23 protein-coding genes are annotated in these 26,872 nt (G+C 64.7%); 12 read left to right on the forward strand and 11 right to left on the reverse strand.

Translation table 11 applies throughout. The features are described 5' to 3' along the window. Positions 1 to 3: 3 nt before the first annotated feature. From tagH to tssA, 8 genes are all read right to left on the reverse strand, one after another. Entirely contained in the window at positions 4 to 1,464 is a 1,461-nt protein-coding gene (gene tagH, locus YU3_RS0123265; RefSeq protein WP_027168493.1) for a type VI secretion system-associated FHA domain protein TagH, read from the reverse strand. Beyond that, on the reverse strand, positions 1,461 to 2,528 hold the full coding sequence (gene tssG / locus YU3_RS0123270; RefSeq protein ID WP_027168494.1) for a type VI secretion system baseplate subunit TssG: 1,068 nt from the start codon (positions 2,526 to 2,528) through the stop codon (positions 1,461 to 1,463). The genes tagH and tssG overlap by 4 nt, the downstream gene beginning before the upstream one ends. Next, complete coding sequence (tssF, locus tag YU3_RS0123275) at positions 2,492 to 4,366, reverse strand: type VI secretion system baseplate subunit TssF (protein WP_027168495.1); 1,875 nt, start codon at positions 4,364 to 4,366, stop codon at positions 2,492 to 2,494. Before tssF ends, tssG begins: the two co-directional genes overlap by 37 nt. 1 nt (position 4,367) lies before the next feature. Beyond that, the gene (gene tssE, locus YU3_RS0123280) at positions 4,368 to 5,120 is read right to left on the reverse strand and encodes a type VI secretion system baseplate subunit TssE (RefSeq protein WP_027168496.1); all 753 of its coding nucleotides are present in this window, start codon (positions 5,118 to 5,120) and stop codon (positions 4,368 to 4,370) included. Beyond that, on the reverse strand, positions 5,107 to 5,556 hold the full coding sequence (locus tag YU3_RS0123285) for an Hcp family type VI secretion system effector (protein WP_027168497.1): 450 nt from the start codon (positions 5,554 to 5,556) through the stop codon (positions 5,107 to 5,109). The genes tssE and YU3_RS0123285 overlap by 14 nt, the downstream gene beginning before the upstream one ends. A 77-nt stretch (positions 5,557 to 5,633) precedes the next feature. Then, on the reverse strand, positions 5,634 to 7,139 hold the full coding sequence (gene tssC, locus YU3_RS0123290) for a type VI secretion system contractile sheath large subunit (RefSeq protein WP_027168498.1): 1,506 nt from the start codon (positions 7,137 to 7,139) through the stop codon (positions 5,634 to 5,636). 3 nt (positions 7,140 to 7,142) lie between these two features. Next, a complete protein-coding gene (tssB, locus tag YU3_RS0123295) occupies positions 7,143 to 7,679 on the reverse strand; it encodes a type VI secretion system contractile sheath small subunit (protein ID WP_027168499.1) in 537 nt (178 codons plus the stop codon). Positions 7,680 to 7,685: 6 nt separating this feature from the next. After that, positions 7,686 to 8,864 carry a type VI secretion system protein TssA gene (gene tssA, locus YU3_RS0123300; RefSeq protein ID WP_027168500.1) on the reverse strand — a complete coding sequence of 393 codons (1,179 nt, stop codon included), beginning with the start codon at positions 8,862 to 8,864 and terminating at the stop codon, positions 7,686 to 7,688. 334 nt (positions 8,865 to 9,198) lie between these two features. Between tssA and tssH the strand changes: the two genes are divergently transcribed. Further along, positions 9,199 to 12,003 (forward strand): type VI secretion system ATPase TssH, encoded by a 2,805-nt coding sequence (tssH, locus tag YU3_RS0123305; protein ID WP_027168501.1) that lies wholly within the window; start codon positions 9,199 to 9,201, stop codon positions 12,001 to 12,003. 55 nt (positions 12,004 to 12,058) lie between these two features. Here the strand turns inward: tssH and YU3_RS0123310 are convergent, their stop codons facing one another. The 3 genes from YU3_RS0123310 to YU3_RS0123320 are packed head-to-tail and all read right to left on the reverse strand — an operon-like array spanning position 12,059 to position 14,681. Continuing rightward, the gene (locus tag YU3_RS0123310; RefSeq protein ID WP_027168502.1) at positions 12,059 to 12,697 is read right to left on the reverse strand and encodes an aldolase; all 639 of its coding nucleotides are present in this window, start codon (positions 12,695 to 12,697) and stop codon (positions 12,059 to 12,061) included. Beyond that, a complete protein-coding gene (gene otnK, locus YU3_RS0123315; protein WP_027168503.1) occupies positions 12,694 to 13,947 on the reverse strand; it encodes a 3-oxo-tetronate kinase in 1,254 nt (417 codons plus the stop codon). Before otnK ends, YU3_RS0123310 begins: the two co-directional genes overlap by 4 nt. Further along, positions 13,944 to 14,681, reverse strand: a complete 738-nt coding sequence (locus tag YU3_RS0123320) for an FCD domain-containing protein (protein ID WP_027168504.1) — start codon at positions 14,679 to 14,681, stop codon at positions 13,944 to 13,946. Before YU3_RS0123320 ends, otnK begins: the two co-directional genes overlap by 4 nt. Positions 14,682 to 14,873: 192 nt before the next feature. Here YU3_RS0123320 and YU3_RS0123325 point away from each other — a divergent pair, with 192 nt between their 5' ends. The 11 genes from YU3_RS0123325 to YU3_RS37270 all read left to right on the forward strand — a co-directional run bounded on the left by YU3_RS0123325 (position 14,874) and on the right by YU3_RS37270 (position 26,832). After that, a complete protein-coding gene (locus YU3_RS0123325; protein ID WP_027168505.1) occupies positions 14,874 to 15,812 on the forward strand; it encodes a 2-dehydropantoate 2-reductase in 939 nt (312 codons plus the stop codon). Positions 15,813 to 15,846: 34 nt separating this feature from the next. Continuing rightward, the gene (locus tag YU3_RS0123330; RefSeq protein ID WP_027168506.1) at positions 15,847 to 17,370 is read left to right on the forward strand and encodes a sugar ABC transporter ATP-binding protein; all 1,524 of its coding nucleotides are present in this window, start codon (positions 15,847 to 15,849) and stop codon (positions 17,368 to 17,370) included. After that, a complete protein-coding gene (locus tag YU3_RS0123335; RefSeq protein ID WP_027168507.1) occupies positions 17,367 to 18,386 on the forward strand; it encodes an ABC transporter permease in 1,020 nt (339 codons plus the stop codon). The genes YU3_RS0123330 and YU3_RS0123335 overlap by 4 nt, the downstream gene beginning before the upstream one ends. An 83-nt stretch (positions 18,387 to 18,469) precedes the next feature. Continuing rightward, on the forward strand, positions 18,470 to 19,489 hold the full coding sequence (locus YU3_RS0123340; RefSeq protein ID WP_027168508.1) for a substrate-binding domain-containing protein: 1,020 nt from the start codon (positions 18,470 to 18,472) through the stop codon (positions 19,487 to 19,489). Between the two features lie 104 nt (positions 19,490 to 19,593). Continuing rightward, positions 19,594 to 20,808 (forward strand): cytochrome P450, encoded by a 1,215-nt coding sequence (locus YU3_RS0123345; protein WP_027168509.1) that lies wholly within the window; start codon positions 19,594 to 19,596, stop codon positions 20,806 to 20,808. A gap of 2 nt (positions 20,809 to 20,810) precedes the next feature. Then, on the forward strand, positions 20,811 to 21,626 hold the full coding sequence (locus YU3_RS0123350) for an MBL fold metallo-hydrolase (protein ID WP_027168510.1): 816 nt from the start codon (positions 20,811 to 20,813) through the stop codon (positions 21,624 to 21,626). Between the two features lie 4 nt (positions 21,627 to 21,630). Next, positions 21,631 to 22,647 carry a zinc-binding alcohol dehydrogenase family protein gene (locus tag YU3_RS0123355; RefSeq protein WP_027168511.1) on the forward strand — a complete coding sequence of 339 codons (1,017 nt, stop codon included), beginning with the start codon at positions 21,631 to 21,633 and terminating at the stop codon, positions 22,645 to 22,647. Next, positions 22,648 to 23,502 (forward strand): fumarylacetoacetate hydrolase family protein, encoded by an 855-nt coding sequence (locus YU3_RS0123360; protein WP_027168512.1) that lies wholly within the window; start codon positions 22,648 to 22,650, stop codon positions 23,500 to 23,502. It begins immediately after the preceding gene. A 2-nt stretch (positions 23,503 to 23,504) separates the two neighbouring features. Beyond that, on the forward strand, positions 23,505 to 24,584 hold the full coding sequence (locus tag YU3_RS0123365) for a Gfo/Idh/MocA family oxidoreductase (protein ID WP_027168513.1): 1,080 nt from the start codon (positions 23,505 to 23,507) through the stop codon (positions 24,582 to 24,584). Continuing rightward, complete coding sequence (locus YU3_RS0123370; protein WP_027168514.1) at positions 24,581 to 24,949, forward strand: antibiotic biosynthesis monooxygenase; 369 nt, start codon at positions 24,581 to 24,583, stop codon at positions 24,947 to 24,949. The genes YU3_RS0123365 and YU3_RS0123370 overlap by 4 nt, the downstream gene beginning before the upstream one ends. Further along, positions 24,946 to 26,832, forward strand: a complete 1,887-nt coding sequence (locus YU3_RS37270; RefSeq protein WP_051334054.1) for a hypothetical protein — start codon at positions 24,946 to 24,948, stop codon at positions 26,830 to 26,832. Before YU3_RS0123370 ends, YU3_RS37270 begins: the two co-directional genes overlap by 4 nt. Positions 26,833 to 26,872: the final 40 nt, after the last annotated feature.

The raw sequence follows: 26,872 nt of genomic DNA on the forward strand, positions 1-26,872 counted from the left end.
TCCCTACTCCTCTTCGTATGCGTCCCTGAAGTCTGCGCCGATCTCGCCCAGGAAGCTCGATTCCGCGCTCTGGGCGATGTCGCGATGGCGTTTCTGGTAGAGCTCCCACAGCTTGGCATTGCGCCCGCCGGCGAGCAGATTGCCGATTGCGGAATTGGCTTTGAGCTCTTCCTCGATCGCGGCCGGATCGAAGCGGTCGATCATGCGCCGCAGAGCGGCCTGCACGCCGCGCCAGGCGCGCACGTGATGCTGCGCAAGGTCCTTCACCGCGTCGCCGATCGCCGCCTCGCCGGAGAGAAAGCCAGGACTGCGTTCGGCGATGATGGTGACGATCACATCCTCGACCGTCGGCAGGAATTTGAGCGGGTTGACCTCGGAAGCGCCGACCATCGTCTGGGCGACGCGCGCGCTTCCCTTCTCCTCGGCGCGCTTGCGCAGGAGCTGCATCAGGCCGTCGAGCATCAGCCTGTATTCCCGACCGAACTTTTCCATTTCGGCGATCGCGTCGCGCCCGGGGAAATCGGCTTCCTCGACGCCCATGCCGCGCAGGAACGCGGCGCGCAACGCCATGTCGCTGGGCGCCGGTTGCGCTGGACGCGATGGCTTGGACACATGAACAGCGCGCGGCGGTGGAGCAAGGGAATCGGCCACCTGCACCGGTATCTCCCAGGGACGAGCGGCCTGCGGCTTTTCGGCGGGGCGCCCGGCACGACCAGCTGGATCGGTGCCGTTGGTGGAAGCGGCCGTCGCGGCTGGCCCGAAGCTGAAATCGTCGTCGAAGGCGGACGGTTTTGGCGCAGGCTCGGCCGTAACGTTGCGCGATGGCATCTCGCCGAAGCCGAATGGATCCGACTGGCCGGCGGTCGGCTCCTCGTTCGAGGCAGGCGTCGCCACCGGATCGAGGCTGAACGGGTCGTCGAAGGCCGGTGAGCTGCGCTGGCTCGAAGCGCGGTCGTAAGCCCCGGGCACAGGCTGTTCGAACGGGTTCGGCAGCCCGGCCGGGCGCGGCCGCTGCGGCTCTTCCTCGGCCTTGGCCGAGAAGAAGTCGTCGCCACCGATGCTAGGTGGCGTCCGCGATTGCGGCGATGACCATGCCGGCGTCGAATGATTGGCGATCGGCGCCTGGCCGACCGAGGTGTGGCCAGCGCTTGGCTGGATCTCGACATGGAGCACGTAGTCGCCCATGCGCAGCCGCATGCCGCTTTGCAGCCGGGTCGACCTGCCGGTCCCCAGAGCGCTCTCGGAATCGTCGATGAACAATCCGCTGCTCGACGTGTCGGTGACGAAGTAGCCATCCCGGCCGCCGCTGATCTTGCAGTGCGCCCGCGAGACGAACATGTCCGGATCGTCGATCTGCCAGCCGGCATCGGCGCTGCGGCCGATCACCAGCTCGCCCTCGTCCAGCCGGGTCTGCCTGACCACCTGCGAGCGCGGGCCCTGTTCCAAGGTCAGCAGCAGGCTCATGCGGCTGCCTCCGCCATTTCCGGCCGCCAGCCGACGACGGTCTGCAGCCTGAGATCGTCAGCATCCCCCTTTTCGGCGGGGCGTGAAAGCCATGAGGTTCGGCCGAGCTGGATGGCTCCCATGCGCGGCGGAGGCACGGCGTCGCGCGCCAGCACGAGGCGCATATCGACGTCGAGCGCTTCCCCGATCATGTCGCGCACCGCCTTCTTGAACAGGGCGAGGCGCCGTTCTCCGGGCAGGAACGACTTGAAGTCGTCAAGGCCGAGCGGTCCGACGCGCAATTCGATCCTGCTTTGCCGGCTGAAGACGCGCGGGCCGATCGTCGCCCCGCTGCCGAGGGTCGCATAGGCCTTGCCGACGCGGCTCTGGAGCGCTTTCGGGATGGTGATCCAGGCGGCGACGAATTCCTTGATCTGCACCGGCACCTTGAAGGCCGTGGCGAGGAACAGCGTCAGCCGCTCCGCGCCGTCCACCTGGTTGGCCAGCGATCCGGCCTGGCGCAGCCGCACAGTGTCGAGCTCGAGATCCTGTGTGCCGGGAAGGCCGATCCCGGCCATCGCTTCAAGCATGGCGCGGACGCGTCCGCCGACCGAACGTTCGACCTGCACCGCCGGATGCGCGTCTGCCCATGCGCGGTAGTAGAGCGCGATCAGGCGATGCTGCAGGATGTTGACGAAGTCGACAAAGGTCGTGTCGCTGGTCTGCTCGGCGTCGACGCCCGTGAACCAGCGCTGCGACAGCCGGTCGAGCACCCAGCGCGTCAGATGCAGCGGCATCGGCCCTTCCGGTCCAAGCAGGCCGAGATTGGCGACGGTCACCCGCGCCGGAGCCTTGTCCTTGGCATCCTGGAATTTGACCACGTCCCTCGCCGAGAAGCTCAGGCGCACATGCTGGCCGAGCCTTGCCGGCTCGCGGTCGGCCTGACCCGAATGGCCGAACAGTCCGCGCCGCTGCTCCAGGCGGCGCAGCAGCTCGAAGAAGTCGAAGCTCTCCGACAGCGGCTCGCCTTCGTTCGAGGCAGGCCGCGCTAGATCAGGTAGCGATTGCCGGGCGTCATCGGCCATGGCACATCCTCCTGCTTCTGCAGCAACCGCGTGCGCGTCCGCACGAAACCGTTTATCCCGGCATGGCGGGCAAACAGCCGCGCAAGCAGGGCCGAAAGCAGCAGCGTGCTTTGGCCCGCCAGCACCGACTGGTCGACATGCAGCGTCACCTCGGTGCCGCGTCCGAAACACATCGGCCCGTCGATCTTGAGCCGCTCGATCACCGGTCGCGAGTCGATGCGGGTGATCGAATGCACATTGCGGGCAAGGCTCGGATCGCCGCGATCGGCGTAGAGGTCGAGCAATGCATGCAGCGGATCGACGCCGCGGCCTTCCTTGGCAAGGCTGAGGAAATTGAGCGAGAGCTGCGCCACCAGCCGCCACGCGAGATTGTCGGCGCGGGATTCGCCTTCTGCGCCCGCCGGCAGCGCTGCCGGGATCGCCGGCTGCGGCGGCCGCAGCGCGCCCAGCAACCGCACCGCTTCCACCGGATCGGCGGTCTCCAGCGTCAGCGCCGGCGTGTCGTCCAGGATCGGCAGGTCGCGGTTGGTGCACAGCGCCATCACGTCGAGCCGCTTCAGCGGCCGGTTGGGCTGGCTGCCGGCCGGCCTCGAGACGGCGAGGAACACATCGTCGCCGGTGTAGGAGGTGCGGGTCAGGCCGTCGCGCCGCTCGTCTTCCGTGGCCCGACGGGGACGTCGCTCGGTCGAATAGACCCAGCCGCTGCCGCGGTTCTGCCCCAGGCTGAACAATTCTGGAATTATCGCCTCGTTGCCTTCCGCGTCGGCGTCTTCCACCCTGCTGACCCGGAAAATCTCGAAGTCGCGCGCCCGGGTGCGGTCGGCGTGCAGCACCTGGCGCGTCCGGCGCGGATCGATCTCGATGACGTTGCACTCGCGTTCGAAGAGATTGATGATCGGCGTTACGAACAGCTCGAAATCGGCGGCGGTCACATCGGCGAGCTCCGGCGCCGGACGCCGGAACAGGAAGATGATCTCTATTCCCCCGTCGCACTTGCGCACCACCGGCTGCAGGCCGGCGATCCGCACATAGTGGAAGCGTTCGGGGATCATGAAATATTCGCGCAGCAGCCGGTATCCCTCGAAGGTCGGGCGCGTGCGCGGCATCAGCGCTTCATCGTCGCTTATGCCGATCATCTCGGGCTCGGGCAGCGCCGTGAGCGGATTGGTCTTGCCTTCCGCCCGCGCGCCGACGGCCGAGCAGGCGCCGAAGATCGTGTCGAACAGCAGCGGCGCCTTGGTGCGCCCGGCGAAATAGAGATCGAGACGGTCGAGAGACAATTCGCTGAGCTTGCCTTTTCCGGTTCGGGCAAGCGCGATGCGGAACGCCGCCTCGCCGCGCATGCCGCCGACCGGCGCGATACCGGCCGCCGCCAGCGCGCTGCGATCCTGGAAATAGCTGACCGAGGTAATCGCGATCGGCCACAGCGTGACTTCTTGCGCGGTGGTGAAGGTCGAGCGCGTCGAAAGCCCTGGATGCAGGCCGGAAACCAGCCGCGTGCCGCGCGGGACGCCGTGGCCGGCGATCATCGACTGCACCTGCTGGCCGGGTTTCAGCACGGCCATCGCTGTCGCCGGCGCCGGCGTCACCAGATCCGGGTAAAGCACGTCGAGCACGGCCCGCGAGAAGCGCGAGCGCTCCGCGTCGACCTTGAGCCGCGCCCGCGCGGCGAGAAAGGCCACGCCGTCGAGCAGCCGTTCGACATAAGGGTCGGGGCAGGGGACCGTGTCGAGGGAAAGGTTGCGGGCGACCGCCGGATGCATGTCGGCGAATTCCGCGGCAAGCGCCCGGATATGGGTCAGTTCCTCTTCGTAATACTCCACGAAGACCCGATCCATCTCAGGTCTCCCGGAATTCGGTTCGCGCCAGGCCGTTGTCGAGATTGATCGTGGTGCGCAGCCGCATGCGTTCGGGCGTCGGCGTCATGATCAGCACCGCGTCGATCTCGATCTTGAGGCCGACGCTTTTGTCGCCGAGCGTGACATTGACGGTCGTCGCGCTCTCCTTCAGACGCGGCTCGAAGGTTGCGAGCACCGCGCGGATCTCGCGCGCCAGAGTATCGCGGTCGAAATCCCGCGACGAGCGGCCCGAAAAGGACGGCACGCCATAATTGATCACGCTGCGGCGAACCTCCGGAAAGTCGGCGAGCGGCGGCAGTTCGTCCAGTGGCTGTTCGTGCTCGGCATCGGAAAGCATCGGCACGGACTCGAAGCGCTCGGTGTTGAACAGGGCCTCGATGTCGCGCCGGACGGCTTCCCTGAGCACGCGCGCCGAGACCACCACGCCTCGGCTTTCGATTTCGGTGCGATGGTCGGTCTGGAAGACCAGCCTATGCAGTCGTCTTTTTTGCTCGGACGTGAGTTCGGCATCGGCATCGATGACGCGCGCGCTGCCGGCAAGAAGAGCCTCGACGCGCTCGGCGCCGAGTTCTTCTTCCAGCAGACGGCGCAGCCCGTCGATCTCCGACGTCAGCCCGGGCAAGTCGTTGACGAGGCGGTCCCAGAGAGAGGGCTGGACCGCCTCGCGCTTTGCCCGGGAACTGCCGGCAAGCTGCGCTTTCGCGCCAGGCCGCTTGGCCTCACTTGCCGACATAGACGTCCATTTCGATCTCGTCGTCCTTGTCGTAGACGAACTTGATCTTCTTGTAGGCGAAGCTGACCTCTTCCTCGATCAGGTCCGCCTCGTCGGCGGCCTGCCGCATGTCGTATTCCATGATCGAGGCGTCGGTAAGGGTCACGACCAGATAGTCGCTGGTCTCGCCATCAATGGTGCGGCGAGCCGAAAACACGACTTCGTCGAGCGCCTTGTTCTCGAACAACGCTTTCTTCAGGTAGGGCGACGACTTGTCGTAGTGCTTGGAAAACTTGATCATACCCATCGACACGCGGCCGCGCCGCGAGAGCGAATTCGGGTCGTAGGGCGCGATCATCTTGTAATCGACGCCATGGATCTCGATTTCGTCTTCATGGCCGTCGCGCTTGCTCGGGCCCTTGATATCCGGGACTTTCAGGAAACCGTCGATCTTCATCGAAGGCGCATCGGTTCTGTCTGGCATTGTCTTTCTCCACCGCTTTCAAACGCAACAAGATGACTTTGCTTATGATTTCAGCCCTTCACTGACGGCAGTTCCGACACCAGCCGGAGCGAGGCGTTGATGCCTTCCAACTGGTAGTGGGGACGCAGATAGAAACGGGCATTGTAGTAACCGGGCCGGCCTTCGACGCTGTCGACTTGGACCTCCGCCGCGGCAAGCGGGCGCTTGGCGCGCGCCTTGTCGTCGGCAAAGGCCGGATTGGCCAGCACGTACCGGTTGATCCATTCGGTCAACCAGGTCTCCATATCGGTGCGTTCCTTGAACGAGCCGATCTTGTCGCGCGCGATCGCCTTGAGGTAGTGCGCGAAGCGCGAGACCGGGAAGAGGTAGGGCAGGTTGGCGCTCAGCCGTTCGTTCGACTGGGCGTCGGGGTCGACCAGACGCCCGGCGCGCGTCTCGTCATCCTGCAGCGAATGCGCGCCGATGAAGGCCGCAAGGTCGGTGTTCTTGCGATGCAGGATCGGCATCAGGCCGAGCTTGGCCAATTCCGCCTCGCGCCGATCGTCGATGGCGACCTCGGTCGGGCATTTCATCGCGATCGAGCCGTCGTCGGTCGGGAAGGCGTGCACCGGCAGGTTGAGCACCGTGCCGCCGTTTTCGACGCCGCGGATCTGGGTGCCCCAGCCGTAGAGCTTGTGGCTGCGGTTGATGTTCACGCCCATGGGGAAGGCGGCGTTCATCCAGACATATTTGTTGTGGTCGCCGCCCACCTCTTCCTCGAAGGTGAACCCCTTCACAGGAACGGTCTCCGAGCCGTAGGGCAGGCGCGCCAGCACCCGCGGCATGGTGAGGCCGATATAGCGGGCGTCCTCGCTTTCGCGCAGCGACTGCCATGAGGCATAGGCCGGGTTGTTCACGATCATCTGCAGGTCTTGCGGGTTCGGCAGTTCCTGCCAGCTGTCCATGCGGAACAGCCGTGGCGAGGCTGCCGCGATGAACGGCGTATGCGCCGAGGCGCAGACGCCCGAAATGTTGCGCAGCAGGCCGACGTCGCGCGGATGGTTGGAGAACTCGTAGGCGCCGATGATGCAGCCGATCGGCTCGCCGCCCAGCATCGAATACTCGTCCGTGTAGACCTTCTTGAAGACCGGGCTCTGGTCCCACATCTGGCCTTCATAGTCTTCGAGCGTATCGGCCAGCTGCTCCTTGGAGATGTTCATCACCCGGATTTTGAGCTTGGTATCCGTCTCGGTGTTGTTGATCAGGTACCAGAGGCCGCGCCAGGTGCCTTCCATCTCGCGCACTTCCGGCGCATGCAGGATCTCGTTGACCTGCGTCGTCAGCATCTTGTCGATGCCGGCGATCAGCGACTTGATCGACTTGATCGCGTTGGACGAGATGGTCGTGGTCTCGGAGCGCGACTGAGCGGCAAGCGCCAGGTTGCGCACCAGTTGCTGCAGCTTTTCGCTGTCGTCCTTCTTGACCTTGAAGTCCTTTTCGAGAAGTCCGCTGAATTCACCGAGATCGATGGCTTCCGCCTCGGCGGTGGCGGCTGCTGTCTTTTGCTGTTCGGCCATGACTTACTCCTCGCCCTTGCCGTCATCCATCGCCTGGCTGGCGATCTTGCTCAGCAGCGGCTCGTTGTTCAGAAGTTGCGCAATGCGCTTTTCGGCGTCGACGCGGCCGTCCATGAAGCCGAGCAGCTCCTCGAGCTGACGGCGCATCTTCAGGATCTCGGCCAGCTGCGGGACCTGCTCGGCAACCTTGTCCGGCGCGAAATCGCCCATCTTGGAAAAGGTGAGATCGATCGCCAGCTCTTCGTCCCGCTCCTGACCCTCGACCTGCGGCAGGGTATTCTTCACCCGCGCCTTCACGCGCGGTCCCATCGCTTCCATGAATTTCGGGAAGCGGTTGGCGTCGGTTTCGACGAAATTGCGGTCGAGGACCGACTTCGACGCTTCCTTGGTCTGTGAAGCGCCGGAAAGGTCGGCCATCACGGCCATGACGAACGGCAGTTCGATCGTCGTCGGGCTGCCGTAGGTTTCAACGTCGTAGGCGATCTGCACGCGCGGCGCGCGGTTTCTTTCGATGACCTTGGCTTTGCTCTCTGCTGGCATGCTTTTCTACCTTTCATCCTTCTGGGCCGGCTTCTTGGGATCGGGGACACCGGCAAGCAGCCGGAACTCCTTCAGCCCCGACGGGGCTAGATCTTCCATCAGTTCCACGAAATCCATGTGCACCATCCGGCGCACGCGCCGGGCGAGATGCGGGATGGGGCTCGACGGTTCGGTGCGGTCGTAGAAGGCGACGACAAGGTCGAGGCATTTGACGACTTCGTCGCGCGAGTTGATTCGGTCCGGCAGGCCGGCGCCCGCTTCCACAGAGCTTGCCACACTTGCCATCGTCTCGGCCCCCCTCGCTTCGCCTGCATGACCGTTTCGGGCGGGCATTGCTAGTTCCGCTGCCTGCGGAGCGGGCTTCGCGGCGCCGTTTGCCACGGCGCCGGAATTCCGTTCCAGCGTCGTCAACAAACGCTGCAGGAACTTCTTCAATTCCGGGACAGTGGCGCCATTGCCTTCGATGCGGGCGTTGAGCGCGGCGTCGACTGCGTCGAGGGCGGCGATCGCGGCACGCGCGTCGGCCTGCAGCGACGTCATCGCGTCCGCTGCCTGATCGATTTGTGCCGCACAGCCGGTGCGCACCCGGTTCAACAGCTGGTTGTGAGCGCTCGTCAGGGCCGCCTTTTCGGCGGCTCCCAGGCCGGAGGCCGCTTCCTGGAGCATGACGCGCTCGTCGAGCGCCGCCTGTTCCAGGTCCCGGCCGCTGATCGGCCCGATCGCGCGCGGCGAGAAGAAGACCACCTGCCTGAGGTTCGCCAGCAAGCCTTCCTGGCCGTTCTGCAGATCGAGCAGCGCGTTGATGCGGCGTAAGGCGGCTTCGCGCGGCGCGCCGGTGCGCAGCGACGGGTGCATCGTGTCCCAATACTGCTCGAAGGTCCGCGCAATCAGCGTCAGCCCCTGGGCGAGGCCGGCCAGTCCTTCTTCATTGGCAAGGCCGCGCGTGACGAGAACCACCAGACGCAAGTCGCGGCCGCGAAGCCGCAATTCCTCCGCCTTTTCCAGAACGGCCGGCCAGTCTACCGGGACAGTGGCTTGCGAGGTCTTGTTGCCGCCATCGTGGACGACCTTGAGCTGGGCTTCGGTCAGGCGCTCCAGCTCATGGAAAGCCGGGTCGTTGCGCAAGTCCTCACCCGACGGATTCGCACCGTTCAGAGGATTCAGCCAGAGTGCGAGATCAATCACACCTACCCCCAGCCAGCGGCCCTGAGACCCCATGTGATGTAACGTTATCACCGGCCTCACGCGACGACAATTGAGCATCTGCGCAAAAACTAACGGAAGCTAAACACGACCGCCTCTTGCGGCGAAACCCATTGCGCGATTGTCGGACCCGGTATGTGAAATGGCTCGCATAGCTCGGACCGCAATCCAGTGTTTGTTGCAACGAGTTTGCAAGGCTTGTGTAACCGGGCGGTGCCGCCCGGATAGATTCAAAACGCCTTATCCGTCACGCGGCTTTGTCAAGCAGCCGCTTATATGGCAGGGTAGGGTCGGCAGGTTGCGGGGAGCAGGTTCAATGGAACAGCGCCGGTCATCGCAGAGCTTCAAGCGTAAGGAACTGGTCGCCAAGCTGAATCCTCTCTGTCAGCGTGCCTTCATGGCAGCTGCCAGCGCCGCCAAGCTGCGCGGCAACCCTTATGTCGAGCTTGTCCATTTCATTGAGCAACTGGTTCTATCCGATCGCTCGGATGTTCAGATGATCGTGGCCGATGCCGGCTTGGATACAAGCCGGCTGACCGCCGACCTGACCCGCGCCGTCGACAAGCTGCCCTACGGCGCCACGTCGGTGGAGGAAATGTCCGAGCATATCTTTCAAGCCATTCACGATGCTTGGAGCCTTGCGACGCTGCAGTTCGGCGTGGAGGAGGTGCGCAGTGCTCACATCCTGCTTGCCTGCCTGAAGACGCCGGTGCTGGAAGGCCTGGTGTCCAAGATCAGCGCCGAGTTCGACAAGATCGACGCGGATGGTGTCATTTCCCGCTTCGCCGATGTCACCGAAGGCTCGCTCGAAGCCGGCTCGCCTCCCGCCGCAGCGGCTGCCGAGACGCCGATGAAGCGCGGTCCGGGCGGGGATTCGGCGCTTGCCAAATACGCCACCGACCTGACCCAGCGCGCCCGCGACGGCAAGATAGATCCTGTCGTCGGACGCGATCCGGAAATAAGACAGATCGTCGATGTCCTGATGCGACGCCGGCAAAACAACCCGATCCTGACCGGCGAGGCGGGCGTCGGCAAGACCGCGGTGGTCGAGGGCTTTGCGCTGCGCATCGCCCAGGGCGACGTGCCGCCGACCTTGCAGAATGTCAGCGTGCGCATGCTCGATGTCGGGCTGATGCAGGCGGGCGCCAGCGTCAAGGGTGAGTTCGAGAAGCGGCTGAAGGCGGTGATCGACGAGGTGCAGGCCTCCGAGGTACCGATCATCCTGTTCATCGACGAGGCGCATACGCTGATCGGCGCCGGCGGCGCGGCCGGGACCGGCGATGCGGCCAATCTCTTGAAACCGGCATTGGCGCGCGGCGAGCTTCGCACCATCGCCGCCACGACCTGGGCCGAGTACAAGCAGCACATCGAGAAGGACCCGGCGCTGACCCGCCGCTTCCAGGTGGTCAAGATCGACGAGCCGTCGGAAGCGGTGGCCGTGCTGATGCTGCGCGGCGTCGCCGGCGTGCTGGAGCAGCATCACAAGGTGCAGATCCTGGATGAGGCGATCGAGGCGGCGGTTTCGCTTTCGCACCGCTATATCCCGGCCAGGCAATTGCCGGACAAGGCGGTCAGCCTGCTCGACACCGCCTGCGCCCGCGTCGCGGTCTCGCAACATGCGACGCCGGCCGAGGTCGAGGATATCCTGCGCCGCCGTCAGGCGCTGGAGGTCGAGAACGGCATCATCGGCCGCGAGGCGGCGATCGGCATCGACGTGGCCGACCGGCAGGCCCGCGTCGACGCCGGGTTGGCGGAAACCGAGACCAGTTTGGCCGCCGCCCAGGCGCGCTGGGACCGGGAAAAGGCTTTGGTGGCCGAGATACTCGACCTGCGCGCAAAATTGCGCGGCGAGGGCGTGCCGCTCGATGCGGCGGCGGCTGAAGAGGCCGCCGCCGCGGAGACCGAGAGCGCAGAAGGCGCGGCAAAGGCGCCTGAGCAAAAGCCAGCCGAGACCAAGAAAATCAAGGCCTCGAAAGCCAAGGGATCCAAATCCGCAAAGGCCGATGCGGCTTCTGCTGAGCCGGCGGATGAAGCCGCCGCCGACCTGGCGCGGCTACGCGAGCTGATGGCTGAACTCGCGGCCGCGCAGGGCGAGACGCCGCTGATCCTGCCCTCGGTCGACCGCAATGCTGTCGCCGCCGTGGTGCAGGACTGGACCGGCATTCCGACCGGACGAATGCTGTCCAGCCAGACCGAGAAGGCGCTCAGGCTCGCCGCGACGCTGTCCGAGCGGGTGGTCGGCCAGGATCACGCGATGGAAATGATCGCCAGGCGCGTGCAGACCAGCCGCGCCGGCCTCGGCGCGCCGGAAAAGCCGGTCGGCGTGTTCCTGCTTTGCGGACCTTCCGGCGTCGGCAAGACCGAAACCGCTCTGGCGCTCGCCGAAATGCTCTATGGCGGTGAGCAGAACCTGATCTCGATCAACATGTCGGAGTTCCAGGAGGCGCACACGGTCTCGACGCTGAAGGGCGCGCCGCCCGGCTATGTCGGCTACGGCAAGGGCGGCATCCTGACCGAGGCGGTGCGCAGAAAACCTTATTCGGTGATCCTGCTCGACGAGGTCGAGAAGGCGCATCCCGACGTGCACGAGATCTTCTTCCAGGTCTTCGACAAGGGCATGATGGATGACAGCGAAGGCCGCAGGATCGACTTCAAGAACACGTTGATCCTGCTCACTTCGAATGTCGGGTCCGACGTCATCATGGACCGCACCAAGAACGGCGCGGTGCGGACCGGCATCGACGATCTTGACACAGCCTTGCGCGCCCCGCTGCTGAAAGTGTTTCCTGCCGCCTTCCTCGGCCGCGTGGTGACCATCCCCTATTATCCGCTCTCGGACGCGATGATCGAGGCGATCGCCCGGCATCAATTCGGCAAGATCGCCAAGCGCCTCAAGGCAACCAACGATGCCGAACTGGTGATCGGCGACGGCGTGATGGACCTGGTCAAGGCGCGCTGCACCGAGATCGAGTCGGGCGGGCGCATGATCGATGCCATCCTCACCAACACATTGTTGCCGGAACTCAGCCGCGGCGTGCTCAATCGCTCGCTGGAGGGCAAGAAGATGACGAAAGTCATCGTGGGTGCGTCCGCGGAAGGATTTACCTACTCGTTCGAATAGGCATTCAGGGGACCCGCCGTTCAGGCGTTCGCACCGGACAAGAGCGTCCGGACGTTCACTTCTGCCGACGCTGATCAAGCTCGGCGACGGTCTGCGCATCCAGTCGCCGCACGGCCAGCTGTCTTGTCAGCAACACCAGCTTTGCCGTCTCTTCCAGCTCTTCCGCGGCGAATACCGCGTCTCTGAAACTGCGCCCCGAAACCACCGGCCCATGATTGGCCAGAAGGACGGCCGCATGGTTTGGAGCCTTGGCCAGCACCAGCGGCCTGACATCGGCCGAGCCGGGATGGGTGTAGGGCAGGAGCGGCACGCGTCCGACGCGCATCACCACATAGGGGGTGATTGGCGGAATGGCGTCTTCCGGGTCGGTGTCTTCGAGACAGGAGAGCGCCGTGGCATAGGTCGAGTGAAGATGCACGACACCAGCCGCCTGCGGTCGCGCTTCATAGAATGCCATGTGGAGCGGGATTTCCTTGGTCGGAGCATCGCCGGACACAGCCGCGCCTTGAGCATCCAGCTTCGACAGTCTGCCGGGTTCGAGATAGCCCAGGCAGGAATTGGTCGGCGTCACTAGGAACCCGTCGGCAAGCCGAGCCGACAGATTACCGGATGAGCCTGCGGTGTAGCCGCGCATGAACAGGGATTCGCCCCATCGGCAAAACTCGTCGCGCAGTCGCTGTTCTCCCAGGGTCATCGGCCGTAGCCTTTCAGCATGTCGAGCGCGCGTTCGAAAAAATCGTCGGCGCCGAAATTGCCCGATTTCAGCGCCAAGGCCAGCCTCGGCTTGCCGTCGAGCACGAGCGCCGGCACCCCGGCGTCGATCTCCGGGCCGACCTCGAGCGCCGCCGCTCCGAATGCCGAGGCAACCGCGCCGGACGTTTCGCCGCCTGCAACCACGATCCGCCGGAAGCCGGCGGCCACCGCCTCCAGAGCGAGCTCGGCGAAGATCGTCTCGAACAATGCCGCCAGCCTTTCGCGCCCGTATCGGGCTTGCGCCGCGGCCACCTCCGACGGTTCCGCCGTCGAATAGACAAGCGGACCGGCATCCTTGTGGCTGGCCAGAAAATCGAGACAGCTGGCGACGGCAGCGCCCGGATCGAGCACCTCGGCGGCAGCCAGGCGCTTCGACGGCCGGGCACCGCCATAAGCGGCGATCTGCCTGCGCGTCGCCGAAGAGCAGCTGCCGGAGAGGATGAAGCCTGGACCGTCGCTGCCCGCGAATTCCCGCAGGTCGCCGATAGCAGGCTGGATGCCGAAATTGCCGGGCAGGCCCATGGCAATGCCGGAGCCGCCGGTTACCAGCCGGTGGGACCTGGCTATCCGGCCCAGCGCCAGGAGATCGTCATCCGAGATCGCGTCGGCGACGATCAGTCTTTCGCTGTTGCGTTCTACAATGCCCAAGGCCGCTTCCGCACCACCCGAGCGCAAGCTCTCGAGCGTGAGATGACCGACCTTTAGAGATGTCTGGCGCGAAAGCCATCGCCTTATGTCGGGATCGGTCATCGGCGTCAGCGGATGGTTTTCCATGCCCGACTCGCTGAGCAGGTGGTCGCCGACGAAGAGGTGCCCATTGTAGAGCGTGCGGCGATTGGCGGGGAAAGCCGGGCAAACCAGCGCCAGCGGCGCGTCCAGCTCCTCAAGCAGCGCTTCCGCGACCGGTCCGATATTGCCTTGCGGCGTCGAATCGAAAGTCGAGCAGTATTTGAAAACGACCTGCTCGGCGCCGTTGGCAACCAGCCATCTGCAGGCAGCCAGCGATTGCGCCACCGCATCGCCGGCGTCGATCGAGCGCGTCTTCAGCGCAATGACCGCGGCGTCGATCTCGGTCTCCAGTCGCGCGGCCGGCGTGCCGACAAATTGAACCGTCCGCGCGCCGGCCTTGGCGAGCGTGTTGGCGATGTCGCTCGAACCGGTGAAATCGTCGCCGATGACGCCGATCTTCATTCGCCGCGGTCGCCGGTCTCGTGCTCGCTCGCCCGTTGGCGCCAGAACATCGTCGTCAGCTGATTGAGATGCTCGCGCATAGCCAGTTCGGCACGATCCGGATCGCGCGCCGCGATGCCGTCATAGATGGCCCGGTGCGCCTCGTAGGCCGTCTGTTCCTGGCCGTCGGCGGCCAGCGTGACGACGCGTTGTTCCTTCAGCCATTCCGAGATCTGATCGTGCAGGGCGACGAAGACAAGGTTGCGGGCAATGCGAGCAAGCTCGAAGTGGAAGGCGATGTCCGTGCTGGTGAAGCGCTCGCGGTCGCCGATAGCCAGCCGGTTGGCTTCGAGCGCCTCGCGCAGCGAAACCAGATCCTGAGGCGTCGCCGTACGGGCGGCCTCCCGGGCGAGGCCGACTTCGAAGAACATGCGCGCGCCCTGAAAGGAGCGCTGGCCTTCCTCGGTAGACAGCATCTGCCTGACCGCCGGCGCCATGCCGGTGAAGATATGGCTGGCGGTCGGCATCAGCACCTTGGCGCGGGCGCCATTGGTGAGTTCGACGAGGCCGGCCTTCTGCAATGAGATCAGCGCCTCGCGGATGGCGGGGCGGCCGACGCCGAAGCGCGACTGCAGGTCGCGTTCGGGCGGCAATTGATCTCCAGGTTTCAGTTTGCCGGAGAGGATCTGTCCTTCGAGATGTGAAGCCACATGCTCGAAGAGTTTCTTGCGTTCGATGACGAGAGGGTCGACCATAGACCTTTCATACCATCATGCTTGACAACCATGCAACAGCTTGCAATGCTGAAATCTCAAGATTGAAGAGCGGGACGACAAGGCCGGGCTCAACGGGCATCGGCCGGCGCTGGTTTGGTACGGCACGCACCGAACCGGGCGGATCGACGCGCTTTTGCCGGGCGGCTGCGGCCGTCAATGGGAGGAAGATTGATGAAAATCGCCATTCTGGGCGGCGGCGGAGCCATGGGCGGGATATTCGGAGGATATCTTGCCCGGGCTGGCAATGACGTGACGCTTATCGACGTCTCGAAGGCGGCGGTCACGGCAATCAACGACAACGGCTTGACGATCGAGGAGAAAGACGGGTCGCAGCCAGTGATAAGGGTGCCGGCGAGCGACAGACCCGCTTCTGTCGGGCCTGTCGATCTCGTCATCAATTTCGTCAAGTGCTACCACACCGAAGCCGCCGTTCGGGCGGCGGCACCCATGATCGCCAAGGACACAGCGGTGCTCAGCCTGCAAAATGGCTGGGGCAACGCACCACGCATCGCCTCGATCGTTGGCGAAGACCGCGTCCTGGTCGGGCTCACCTACCATGGTGGCACATTGCTGGCGCCGGGCCGTGTCAAGCATCCGGGCTCCGGCATGACCTATATCGGCGAGCTGACCGGCAAGCCGAGCGAGCGCCTCGGCAAGGTCATCGAGACTTTCCGCGCGGCGCAGATCGAGACCACCCGGTCCGACAAGATCCTCGACGAGGTCTGGAAGAAGCTGGCGCTGAACGCCTGCACGCTGCCCGTTGCCGGCCTGCTGCATTTCATGTCGCATGAGCTCGTCGCCTTCGACGGCACCAAGAGCTTGATGGCGGCGATCCTGAAGGAGGTCGTGGCCGTGGCGAATGCGCAGGGCATCGCGCTCGACTATGACGAGCGCTGGGCTGCGATCACCGGGCTGCTCGAAAAGGCAGTCGGCGGCAAGGCCTCGATGCTGCAGGATGTGGAGGCCAGCCGCCAGACCGAGATCGAGGTGATCAACGGCGCCATCGTCGATGCCGGCAAGCGCACCGGCGTGGCCACGCCTGTCAATGAAACCATGGTCTGGATGATCCAGGCCAAGCAGGCCCACTACCTCCAGGCGAAGGCGCAGTGATGACCGCCTCATTCGCCAGAGTTTGAGGCCGGACATGGCGCGTCTCCAAGTCTCGAACCTTTCGAAGTGGTTCCCCGGCGTGCGGGCGCTGGACGACGTTTCGATGTCGGTCGAGCCGGGCGAGATCCGGGCGTTGCTCGGCGAAAATGGCGCGGGAAAATCGACGCTCGGCAAGATCGTTGCGGGCGTCTACAGCCGCACCAGGGGTGAAGTGCGGCTGGATGGCGCGGAACTCGGTGAATTTGACGAGAAGGCCGCGGGCGATCTCGGCATCGGCATCGTCCATCAAGAAGGCTCGCTGGTGCCGCAGCTTTCGGTGGCGGAGAACATCTTCGCCGGCCGCCAGCCGACGCGGTGGCTCGGCCAGGTCGACGTCAGGCTGATGCGCGAAAAGGCGCGCGCGCTGATCGCGCAGCTCGGCGTCGCCATCGATCCGACGATGAAGGTGACGTTCCTGTCGCCGGCACAGGCGCAGATCGTCGAGATCGCCAAGGCGCTGTCGCGCGACATGAAGCTCCTGATCCTGGATGAGCCGACGGCGGCGCTGACGCTGACGGAAACCGAGAAGCTGTTCGAGATCGTGCGCCGGCTGGCCAGGGACGGCGTCTCGATCATCTATGTCTCGCACCGCTTGGCCGAGATCTTTGCGCTCTGCGATTCCGTCACGGTGCTGAAAGACGGCCGGCTGGCGGGCACGCGAAAGGTCGCCGAGACGACGACGGATGAGCTGATCCGGCTCATGGTCGGCCGCGAGGTGCATCTCTCCCGTTCTGCTTCGGCGCGGCAAACAGGGCCGATCGTTCTCGAAGCCAATGCGGTGTCCGCACCTCCTCTGGTGCAGTCGGCATCGATTACCGTGCGGGCCGGCGAGATCGTCTGCCTTGCCGGGCTGATCGGCTCCGGGCGCAGCGAATTCTGCGAGGCGATCTTCGGCGCCAGGCGCCGCAAGGCCGGCACGATCAGTGTCGGCGGCGCGCCGATCGATCCCCAAGGGCCATGGGACGCCAAACACGCCGGCATCGGCATGGTGCCGGAGGACCGCAAGACATCGGGTCTGTTCCTCGGCATGGACCTCGTCAACAACATCGCCGCGACCGTGCTGTCGAAGGTTTCGTCCGGCGCCAATTTCTCCAACACCAAGGCCGAGGCGCTTGCGGGCAGCTTCGTCGACGAATTGCGTATTGCGACGCCGAGCGTCCGCAAGATCGTCGGCGAGCTTTCCGGCGGCAACCAGCAGAAGGTGCTGCTGGCGAAATGGCTGGCCATGGAGCCGCGCCTGCTCATCGTCGACGAGCCGACGCGCGGCGTCGATGTCGGCGCCCGCTCGGAAATCTATCGCCTGTTGCGCGGCCTGGCCGAGAGGGGCGTCGCGCTCCTGGTCGTCTCGTCGGATCTGCCGGAGGTGCTGGCCTTGGCGGACCGGATCGTCGTGATGGCCGAAGGCCGCACCGTCGGAGAACTCCCTGGTGAAGGCGCAAGCGAAGAGCAGGTGCTGCGCCTGGCGACCCGGTTCACATCGTCCGTGGCGGAAGTACGCAAGGAAGCGGTTGGAGCATGAGCGTGGTACAGGTTTCCCAGAACGAAGTGCAAGCGCCGGCCGAGCCTCGGGAGTCGCTGCTGCTGCGCATCGTGCGCCGTCTCGCCAATTCGCGCGAGCTGACCTTGTTCGTGCTGGTGGTCCTGCTCGCGCTGGCGATGACCATCATCTATCCCCATAATTTTCCGACCGGGCCGAACATGCGAGCAGTGCTGCTCAATCTGGCTCCGGTCGGCATCCTCGTCTGCGGCATGATGCTTCTCATGATCGCCGGGACGTTCGATCTGTCGGTCGGGTCGACTTTGGCGCTTTCCGGCGTGTGGGCGGGCGTTGTTGCCGGCTGGTGGGGCTGGCCGGCGGAGGCGGCGCTGGCCATCGGCGTGGTGGTGGGGGCGGTGGCCGGGCTGATCAACGGCCTGATCGTCACTCGCATCGGCATCAACGCGCTGATCGCGACGCTGGGCACGCTCACCATCTATCGAAGCCTGACCTATGTGACGGCCGGAACCGGTGTCACGCCGATTTCGGACGACTTCGCCGAATATGGCCGCGTCGCGGACCCGCTCCTGCGCATCCAGTCGCCGTTCTGGGCGATGCTCGTCATCGTTCTGATTGGCGGCTGGCTGATCGCCCGCACCCGCTTCTTCCGCCAGTTCTATTTTGTCGGCGGCAATCCGCGCGCCGCGCAACTGTCGGGCATCCGGGTCGACAGGCTGATCCTGATCGGCTTCGTCATCATGGGTGCGCTGGCGGGCATTGCCGGGGTGCTCGGAGCGGCGCGGCTGAACAGCGCGGTCGTCAATGCCGGCGTCGGCATCGAGCTCAAGGTCATCACCGCGACGGTGCTTGGCGGCGCCAGCCTCAAAGGCGGCGAGGGCACCGTTCTGGGCGGCATTCTCGGCGTGCTTTTCATCGCGCTGATCGAGAACGCCATGATCATCAACGCGGTCGGCGTGTTCTGGCAGGGACTGGTCGTGGGCCTCGTCCTGCTCTTCGCCGTCTCGCTCGATCGCTTCAAGACCGCGGGCCGCGGCTAGTTCGGCACCGGGGAGAAATCCGGCCAGGCCGGTGAGACGTGCAAAAAAACTGGGAAGAGAAACCGATCAGGAGGGAACGAAAAATGCGCTCAATACTGAAATCGACACTAATCGCACTGGGACTAGCGGCGCTCGCGTCGGCCGTGACGGGGCCGGCGCGCGCACAGGAATCGTCGTTCGGCCCCGCCGACGCCAAGGAGACCTACTACTGGATTTCCAACAAGGCGAACCTGCCGCTCTTCGTGCAGTACGACTATGTCGGCATGAAGAGGATCGCCGAGGAACTCGGCGTCAAGGTGGTCGTCGCCGGGCCGACGGATTTCGACCTTCCGGGCTTCATCGCCGCGGTCGACCAGGTCTGCGCCCAGAAGCCGAATGGCGTTTCGGTCGTCGGCGGTTGGGATCCGTCGCTGACTGAATCGGTCAAGAAGTGCCTGGAGCAGGGCGTCCCGACCGTCGTCGATGACGGCGACCTGCCCAATTCCGGCCGTCTCGCCTATATCGGTACCAACTGGACGCAGGTCGGCGTCGCCCAGGCCAAGAAGATGATGGAGATGCTGCCGAAGGGCGGCAAGCTTGCCATGATGTCGATCATCAATGCCGGCAACATGCGCGAGGCCGTGGCCGGCTTCAAGGCCTATATCGAGGCGAATGGCGGCGGCAAATACAACATTGTCTCCAATGAAGACGACGGCGGCGATGCGCAGAAGGCGGCGCAGGTTACCGCGGCTGTCCTGGCCGCCAATCCCGACATCGCCGGCATCTCAGGCTTCGATTCGGAATCGGGAGCGGGCATCATCACTGCGCTGCGCGAGGCCGGCAAGAATCCGGGCGACATCAAGGTGACCGCGATGGAGCAGACGCCCGACTTCTTCAAGACCGCCAAGGACGGCTGGGTCGACGGCATCGTGGTGCAGAACCGCGAACTGTTCATCTACTACGCCGTGAAGATCCTGCACGACTATAATCACAACGGGCTGAGGTCCGCTGGCCTCGCCGCGAGCGACGGCGGCCGACCGGTTCCCGATACGCTGGATACCGGGGTCCTGCTCGTCACCAAGGACAATGTCGACAAGGTGCTGACAGCGCTGAAGGTGAAATAGGCTGAACCGGGACAGCGGGTTCTGGTCCAGGGCTCGCGCAGCGTCCGGCGGCGGATGATCTCCCCCGCCGCCGGGTGGCCATCCAAACTTCAAGACAGAAAGCCATGTCGGGCCCCGCAACACTGAACAAGCCGCAGATTCCGCAGGACGTGGACATCCACGATCCGGCTTTCGTGCGCGATCCGTTCACCGTCTATGACCGGTTGCGCCGCGACTGTCCGGTCGCCCGCTCCAACAAGCATGGCGGCTTCTGGCTGATGACGCGCTATGAAGATGTGCGCGCCGGCGCCATTAACTGGCGCGATTTTACCTCGAGCGTCGCCGGCGTCACCGCGATCCCGGTAATCACGCCACGCACCGAACCGATGCTGCCGATCGAGATCGATCCACCGCACCATTCCCGCTACCGGGCTCTCGTCAATCCGGTATTCGCGCCGGAACGGGTCGCGGAAATCACGCCGCGCATCAAAGATCTCGCCCGGTCGATCCTCGAACGCATGGCGCAGAAGGGCAGCGCCGACGCCGTGGCCGAGTTCTGCGTGCCGGTCGCGATCACCTCGCTTGCCGCCTTTACCGACGTGCCGCTGGCCGATTCCGAACGCTGGGTCGACTGGATCACCAGGATGTTCGACGTCGGCGACCCGGTCGCGGGTGCCGCCGCGAGCCGCGAACTCGTTGCCTATATAGACGGGCTGATCGCTGCGCGCCGGGCAATACCGACGGGCGACTTCATCAGCATGCTGATGGCCGCCGAGATCGATGGCGAAAGGCTCGAAGACGGCCAGATACGGTCCTTCATGACGGTGGTGTTCGGCGCCGGGTTCGAGACCACCGCCGATGGCCTTTCGGTGATGCTGCACTGGCTCGCCGAAAACCCGGCGAGCCTGGCGCGACTGGCCGCCGAGCCAGGTCTGATCCCGACGGCCGTGGAGGAATTCCTGCGCTTTTCCGCGCCGATCCAGGTTTTCGGCCGCAACGCCGCGCGTGACCTGTGCGTGCATGACCGCCGGATTCGGGCCGGCGACATCGTTGCCTTGGCTTTCGGCTCCGCCAACCGCGATCCGGCCGTGTTCGAGGCGCCGGACGAACTGCGCCTCGATCGAAAGCCGAACAGGCATCTCACCTTTGGCGCAGGGCCGCATCTGTGCGCCGGTGCCGGCGTTGCCCGCATGGAATTGGCAGTCGCGCTGGAGGCCCTGATCGAAACCGGTATCGGCCTTGCCCTCGACCCGGGGGCAGCGCCGCGCTGGAAGACAAGGGGCGATCGGCGCGGCCTGGCGAAGCTGCCTTTGCTCGTCGAAAGAAAGAAGACGGATTGACCATGGCCCATCCAACCACCCGCATGCGCTTCCACGGCGTCGCCGCCTACGAAATCCTGACCCGCGACGGATTGCGCATCCTGTGCGATCCGTTCCTGGATCAGAATCCGGGCGCGGCAACGAAGTCGACCGAGTTCGACCATGTCGACCTGGTCATCGTCAGCCATGCTGCCTTCGATCACCTCGGCGACACCGACAAGATCGCCGCAAAATATGGCTGCCCGGTTGTCTGCGGCGGTGAGGTCAAGGCCTGGCTGATGGATCGTGGCATTCCGGCCAGCCAGATCCGCGCCACCACCTGGGGCATCCGGGTCAAGGTGGCCGGCATCGAGATCCAGCCGCTCGAATGTCATCACTGGTCTCAGATCAGGCTGAAGGACAATTCCTTCATTTCCGGCGTGCCGATGGCCTTCATCGTCTATGCCGACGACAATCTGCGCTTCTATCACTACGGCGATACGGCGATCTTTTCGGACCTCAAGCTGCAGGCCGAGCTCTACAAGCCGAATGTCGGCTGCATCGGCATCGCCAACCCGCAGGAAATCCTGCATCTCAACCCGATGCCGGGCGAAATGCTGACCGGCGAGATGAGCCCGTATGAAGGTGTGCTTGCCACGCAATGGCTGGGCCTCGATACCGTGCTGCCCTGCCACTACATCAAGCTGGACGGCGACAAGGACGTCGCCGAATACATGAAGCACCATCGCGAGGCCAAGGCTCGCGGCGAGGCGATTGCCGATCCCTATCTGCTGCGTGCCGGCGACTGGATCGAATTCGACCGCGACGGCAAGGTCGTGCGGCCGGCCAAGGCGGCCTGACCAGATGCGCGCAGCGATCTTCGACGCCCCCCTTTCGATCCGCATGGCCGAGGCGCCGAAGCCTCAGGCGCAAGCGGGAGAGGTGCTGGTCCGGGTCAAGGCTGCCGGCCTTTGCGCCGGCGACCTCTACATCTACACCGGCAAGAACCCCTATGTGACCTATCCGCGGATAGGCTGTCACGAGATCGCCGGTGTCGTCGAGGCCTACGGTCCCGGCACCACCGGGCCGGAGATCGGCACGCGTGTCGTTGTCGACCCGTTCATCGGCTGCGGTCACTGCTATCCCTGCCGCATCGGCAAGCGCAACTGCTGCGCCAACCTCACCATCGTCGGTGTTCATCGCGAGGGCGGCTTCGCCGATTTCGTGACGGCGCCGGCCCAGAACCTCAACGTCGTGCCGGATACGCTTGCCGACTTCGAGGCGGCTTTCGCCGAGCCGGTGGCCATCGGCGTCCAGGGCTGCCGCCGCGGCATGGTCACCGCGGAGGACACTGTGCTGGTGCTCGGCGCCGGGCCGATCGGATTGGCGATCGTCGAAGTGGCCCGCGCGCTTGGTGCAAAGGTCTACGCCACCGATCTCTCGGCCGAGCGCCTGTCGACCGCGGCCGACCTCGGCGCCGTACCGGTCGCCGGCGGTGCCGGGCTTCTCGAACGCGTGCATGAAATCACCAGCGGCGAAGGCATGCCGGTGGTGATGGAAGCGACAGGGGCCGCACCGGCGATGGAGGAGACGATCGATCTCGTCGCCGCCGGCGGACGCGTCGTCATCCTCGGCCTCGTCAAGAAGGGCCAGGGCATCACCTTCCCGGGCCTCGATTTCACCCGCAAGGAAGTGACGATCCTCGGCTCGCGGGCATCGGTCGACTGTTTTCCCGAGGCATTGGCCCTGCTCGCTTCCGGCGAAATCCACTATCCGAAAATCGCAAGTTCCTTCGCCCTCGGCGAAGCGCCCGGCGTCTTCCAGAAACTCGCAGAAAATCCAATGGCCTTGCACAAGGCCGTATTCCTTCCGGAGACCTAGATGAAACTCGTTACCTTCTCCCATCGCAAGGGAGGCAATGACCATCATGCCGGCATGCTCGACGGCGACCATGTTGCGTGCCTGACGGAGGCCGGCATCGCCGGCAGCGTGATGGAGATCGTGCTCGGTGGCAAGAAGATGCTGGACCAGATCCGCGCCGGTGCCGCCAAGGCGCCGCGTTATGCGTTGACGGATGTGACGCTCGAAGCGCCGATCCGGCCGGGCAAGGTGCTGTGCTCCGGCATCAACTACAAGGGCCACGCCGAGGAAAACCCCAACGCGAAAATGCCGACCGAACCGTTCTTCTTCAGCAAGCTGCCGAGCTCGGTGGTCGGGCCTGACGTGCCAGTCGAAAAGCCGATCAGGACCGAGCAGATGGACTACGAGGTGGAGTTTTCGGCCGTCATCGGCAGGAGGCTGCACAAGGCGAAGGAAGCCGACGTGATGCCGGCGATCTTCGGCTACACGCTGCTCAACGACATTTCCGCACGCGATGTGCAGTTCAAGGACAACCAGATCACCATCGGCAAGAACTTCGCCGGCTTTGCGCCGATCGGCCCGTGCATCGTCACGTCGGACGCGATGCCGCATCCGGACAATGTCGCGCTGAAGACCCGGCTCAACGGCAAGACGCTGCAGAACGGCAGCACCTCCGACTGGCTATTTTCGTTGCCATTGCTGATTTCCTTCCTGTCGCAATACATCCCGCTCGAACCCGGCGACATCGTATCGACCGGAACGCCGGCCGGCGTCGGCATCTTCCAGAAGCCGCCGGTCTTCATGAAGGCCGGCGACGTCGTCGAGATCGAAGCCGAGGGCATCGGCATCCTCAGAACACCGATTGTCGCGGGATAGAAATGGCGAGGGGGGCGATCCGGATCGGCGTGATCGGCTGCGGCTTCTACGCGCAGAACCATCTGCATGCGTGGAAGGATCTCGCGAACGAAGGCGCCATGCTCGCCGCGGTCTGCGATGTCGATGCCGGCAAGGCGCAAACGGCCGGCCGCAGCTTCGGCGTTCCGTCCTACACGGATGCCGCAACCATGATGGCGACCGAGCGGCTCGATGCCGTCGACATCGTCACCCGTCACGACACGCACCGCGCGCTCTGCGAACTGGCGATCGCGAAGCGGGTCGCCACCATCGTGCAAAAGCCTTTCGCGCCAACCTGGAAAGATTGCGCCGCCATCGTCGAGGCCGCCGAAAAGGCCAGCGTGTGGCTCGCCGTGCATGAGAATTTCCGCTTCCAGGCGCCGATGCGGCATGTGCGCCGCGTCATCGACAGCGGCGCCATCGGCACGCCGAGCTGGGCGCGCGTGACGTTCCGAACCGGCTTCGACGTCTTTCGAACGCAGCCCTATCTCTATGACGAGGAGCGGCTGGCGATCGCCGATGTCGGCATCCACATGCTCGACCTCGCACGCTTCTTCCTGGGCGAGGTCGAGCGCATCTCCTGTGAGACCCAGCGCCGCAATCCCAAGGTGCGAGCGGAGGACACCGCAACGATGCTGCTTCGCCATCGCGGCGGCGCGGTCAGCATAGTTGAATGCACCTATGAGGCGCGCCGCGACCCCGACCCGTTCCCCGAAACACTGATCGAGATCGAGGGCGACCGCGGCTCGATCGTCGTTCGCGGGGGCTCGCATATGCGGGTCACCAGCAATGGAACGACGACCGAGGAGGACATCGGCTCGCCGTTGCTGTCGTGGACGAGCCACCCTTGGCACGTTGCGCAGGAAGGCGCGTTGTCCGCCTGCCGCCATTTCCTCGATTGCCTGCACCGCGGTATCCCCGCTGAAACGTCGGGCCGGGACAACCTCAAGACTTACGCCCTGGTCGATGCGGCCTACCGCGCGGCCGCCGAAGGCCGGGCCATTGTTCCGGAACGGTGGAATGAAAGCATGGGCGCCATCGCAAACGGCCGGGGGGCGCCATGACGGCGAGTCGGGAAAAGGCGCCGGGACTAGGCAGTGAAAGCGCCGTCGCCTTCGCAATCACCGTGGCATTCGAACTTGTCGAAGGCGCCTATCTCGAATTCCATCGGCTGGTCGCCGAGAATGCGGCGCTTTCCGTCAAGCTCGAGCCGGATTGTTTGCGCTTCGATGTCCTGACGCCGGCGGATGCGGCAACTGCCACTCATGTCTTCCTCTACGAGATATACAGGGATCGCGCCGCCTTCGACCTGCACCTCGCCTCGGCGCATTTCCGGCAATTCGACGAACGCTCGCGCGACCTGGTGATCAGCAAAACCGTTCTCGCCTACACCGTGCGGGAGAACGCGAAAATCCAGGAACCGATATGAGCGGCGATACCGGTGCGTTCGATCTGTTTGGCACGGACGAACCGGTCGCCGAGCGCCGGACCCTCACCGCCGGACCGCTGACCGTGATCCTCGAAGACGGCAACCTTCGCACGATCCGCTTTGCTGGCATCGAGGTCGTCCGCGCCATCAACTATCTGGCGCGGGACGCATCCTGGGGGACGTACAAGGCCGAACTTTCGAACATGCGGATTTCGGAGCGCAAGTCGGCGTTCGAGGTTGCCTATGATGGGCAGTGCGCCGGTCCCCAGGGCAGCTTTTCCTACCGGATGAAGATTACAGGCGAGGCCCCGGGCGTGCTGAGCGTGGAGGCGGAAGGCGTCGCCCTTACCGATTTCCCGACCAACCGCACCGGCTTCGTCGTGCTTCATCCTTCGGAAGCGGCGGGCGGAAGGCTGACCATCCGCCACAGCTCTGGCGAGAACGAGGAGACGGTGTTCCCTGACGCGATCAGCCCCGACCAGCCGGCCTTCGACATTGCTGCGCTGACGCACGAGCCGGCACCTGGAATGGTCTGCACCGTCACCATGGAAGGCGATGCCTTCGAGATGGAAGACCAGCGCAACTGGACCGACGCCTCGTTCAAGACCTATATCCGCCCGCTGTCGAAGCCGCGCCCCTATGTCATTGCCAAGGGTTCGAAGGACATCCAGCGCATCGAGGTCTCCATCGCGGCCAAGGCATCGGCGGCTCTGTTCAAGGCCGCCGACAAGGCGACACTGACACTGGGTGGGCCGGCCGGACGGATGCCGGCCATGGCATTGTTCCTGGATCCTGACGATTTGCCCGCGGCGATGGCGGGCGCTTCCTCGCTCGGGTCGGCACAGGAGATCGTTGTCCGCTTCGTTGGCGCGCGCGGGCATGATGCAAGCATGCTTAGCAAGGCAGCGGGGTTCGCCACTTCGATCGGCGCTCGGCTTGCGATCGAGGCAATCTTTGATGCCGTCAATCCACGAGCCGAGGCAAAGACTGTCGCCGACGCCATCCGCTCATCGGGCGTGGAACCAAGTGCTGTGCTGATTTCACCCCGGCGCGAATTCAGGACGCGTCCCCCGAACTCGCTGCCTCCAGGCGAGCACCCAATCAGCGACTTGTTGGACGCAGTGAAGTCAACTGGCATCACCGCCGCCATTGGCGCCGGGACGCCGTCCCTGTTCACGGAATTCAATCGCAACCCGCCGACCGGCGATGCCGATTTCATCTTCTTCGGCAACGCCGCCAGCGTCCATGCCGCCGACGATCTATCAGTCATGGAGACTTTGAGCGTCTATCCGTCCGTCATCGCCACGGCGCGGCGTCTATGTCCTGGAAAACCGATCTGGCTTGGGCCTTGCACGATCGGCATGCGCCACAATCCCTATGGTGAGGCCGTGGCGACAAACCCTGCTCTCTCGCGTGTGCCCGCCGCAGGCAATGATCCCCGGCATGGCGCCTTGTTCGGCGCGGCTTTCGCTGTCGGGGTGGCGTCTCGAGCGGCTGCGGCTGGTGTCCATCGCCTCGTCATCGCCGCGCCGGCCGGACCCTTTGGGCTCTTGGACGATCACGGCCGCCGGCGGCCCTTGCAGGCGGTTCATGCCGAGCTTGCTGCCGCGGCCGGTACCGCGCGCTACGAGGTTTTCGTTACTCATCCGGCCGTATCCGCCGTCGCTTACCGCTTAGGCGAAAATATCCGCATCTTGGTGGCAAATCTTTCGCCGGACGCAGTCGAATTGCTCGTCCCGCCGAGCATGCATTTGGAGGGCGTCATAGATGGAAATGCCAACCTTGTGAGATCGATCCACAGCTGGTTGCTGGACCCCTATAGGTCGGTCCTTCTTCAATGCCCTGCCGATGTGATTGCCGACGGCAAGCAGAACCGCTCCTGATTGTCAGTAATGGTCGGTCGGGTCCCAATTCCACCAGGCT

Origin of the sequence: Mesorhizobium sp. WSM3224 (genome assembly GCF_000427725.1) — a bacterium.
Classification (GTDB): domain Bacteria; phylum Pseudomonadota; class Alphaproteobacteria; order Rhizobiales; family Rhizobiaceae; genus Mesorhizobium.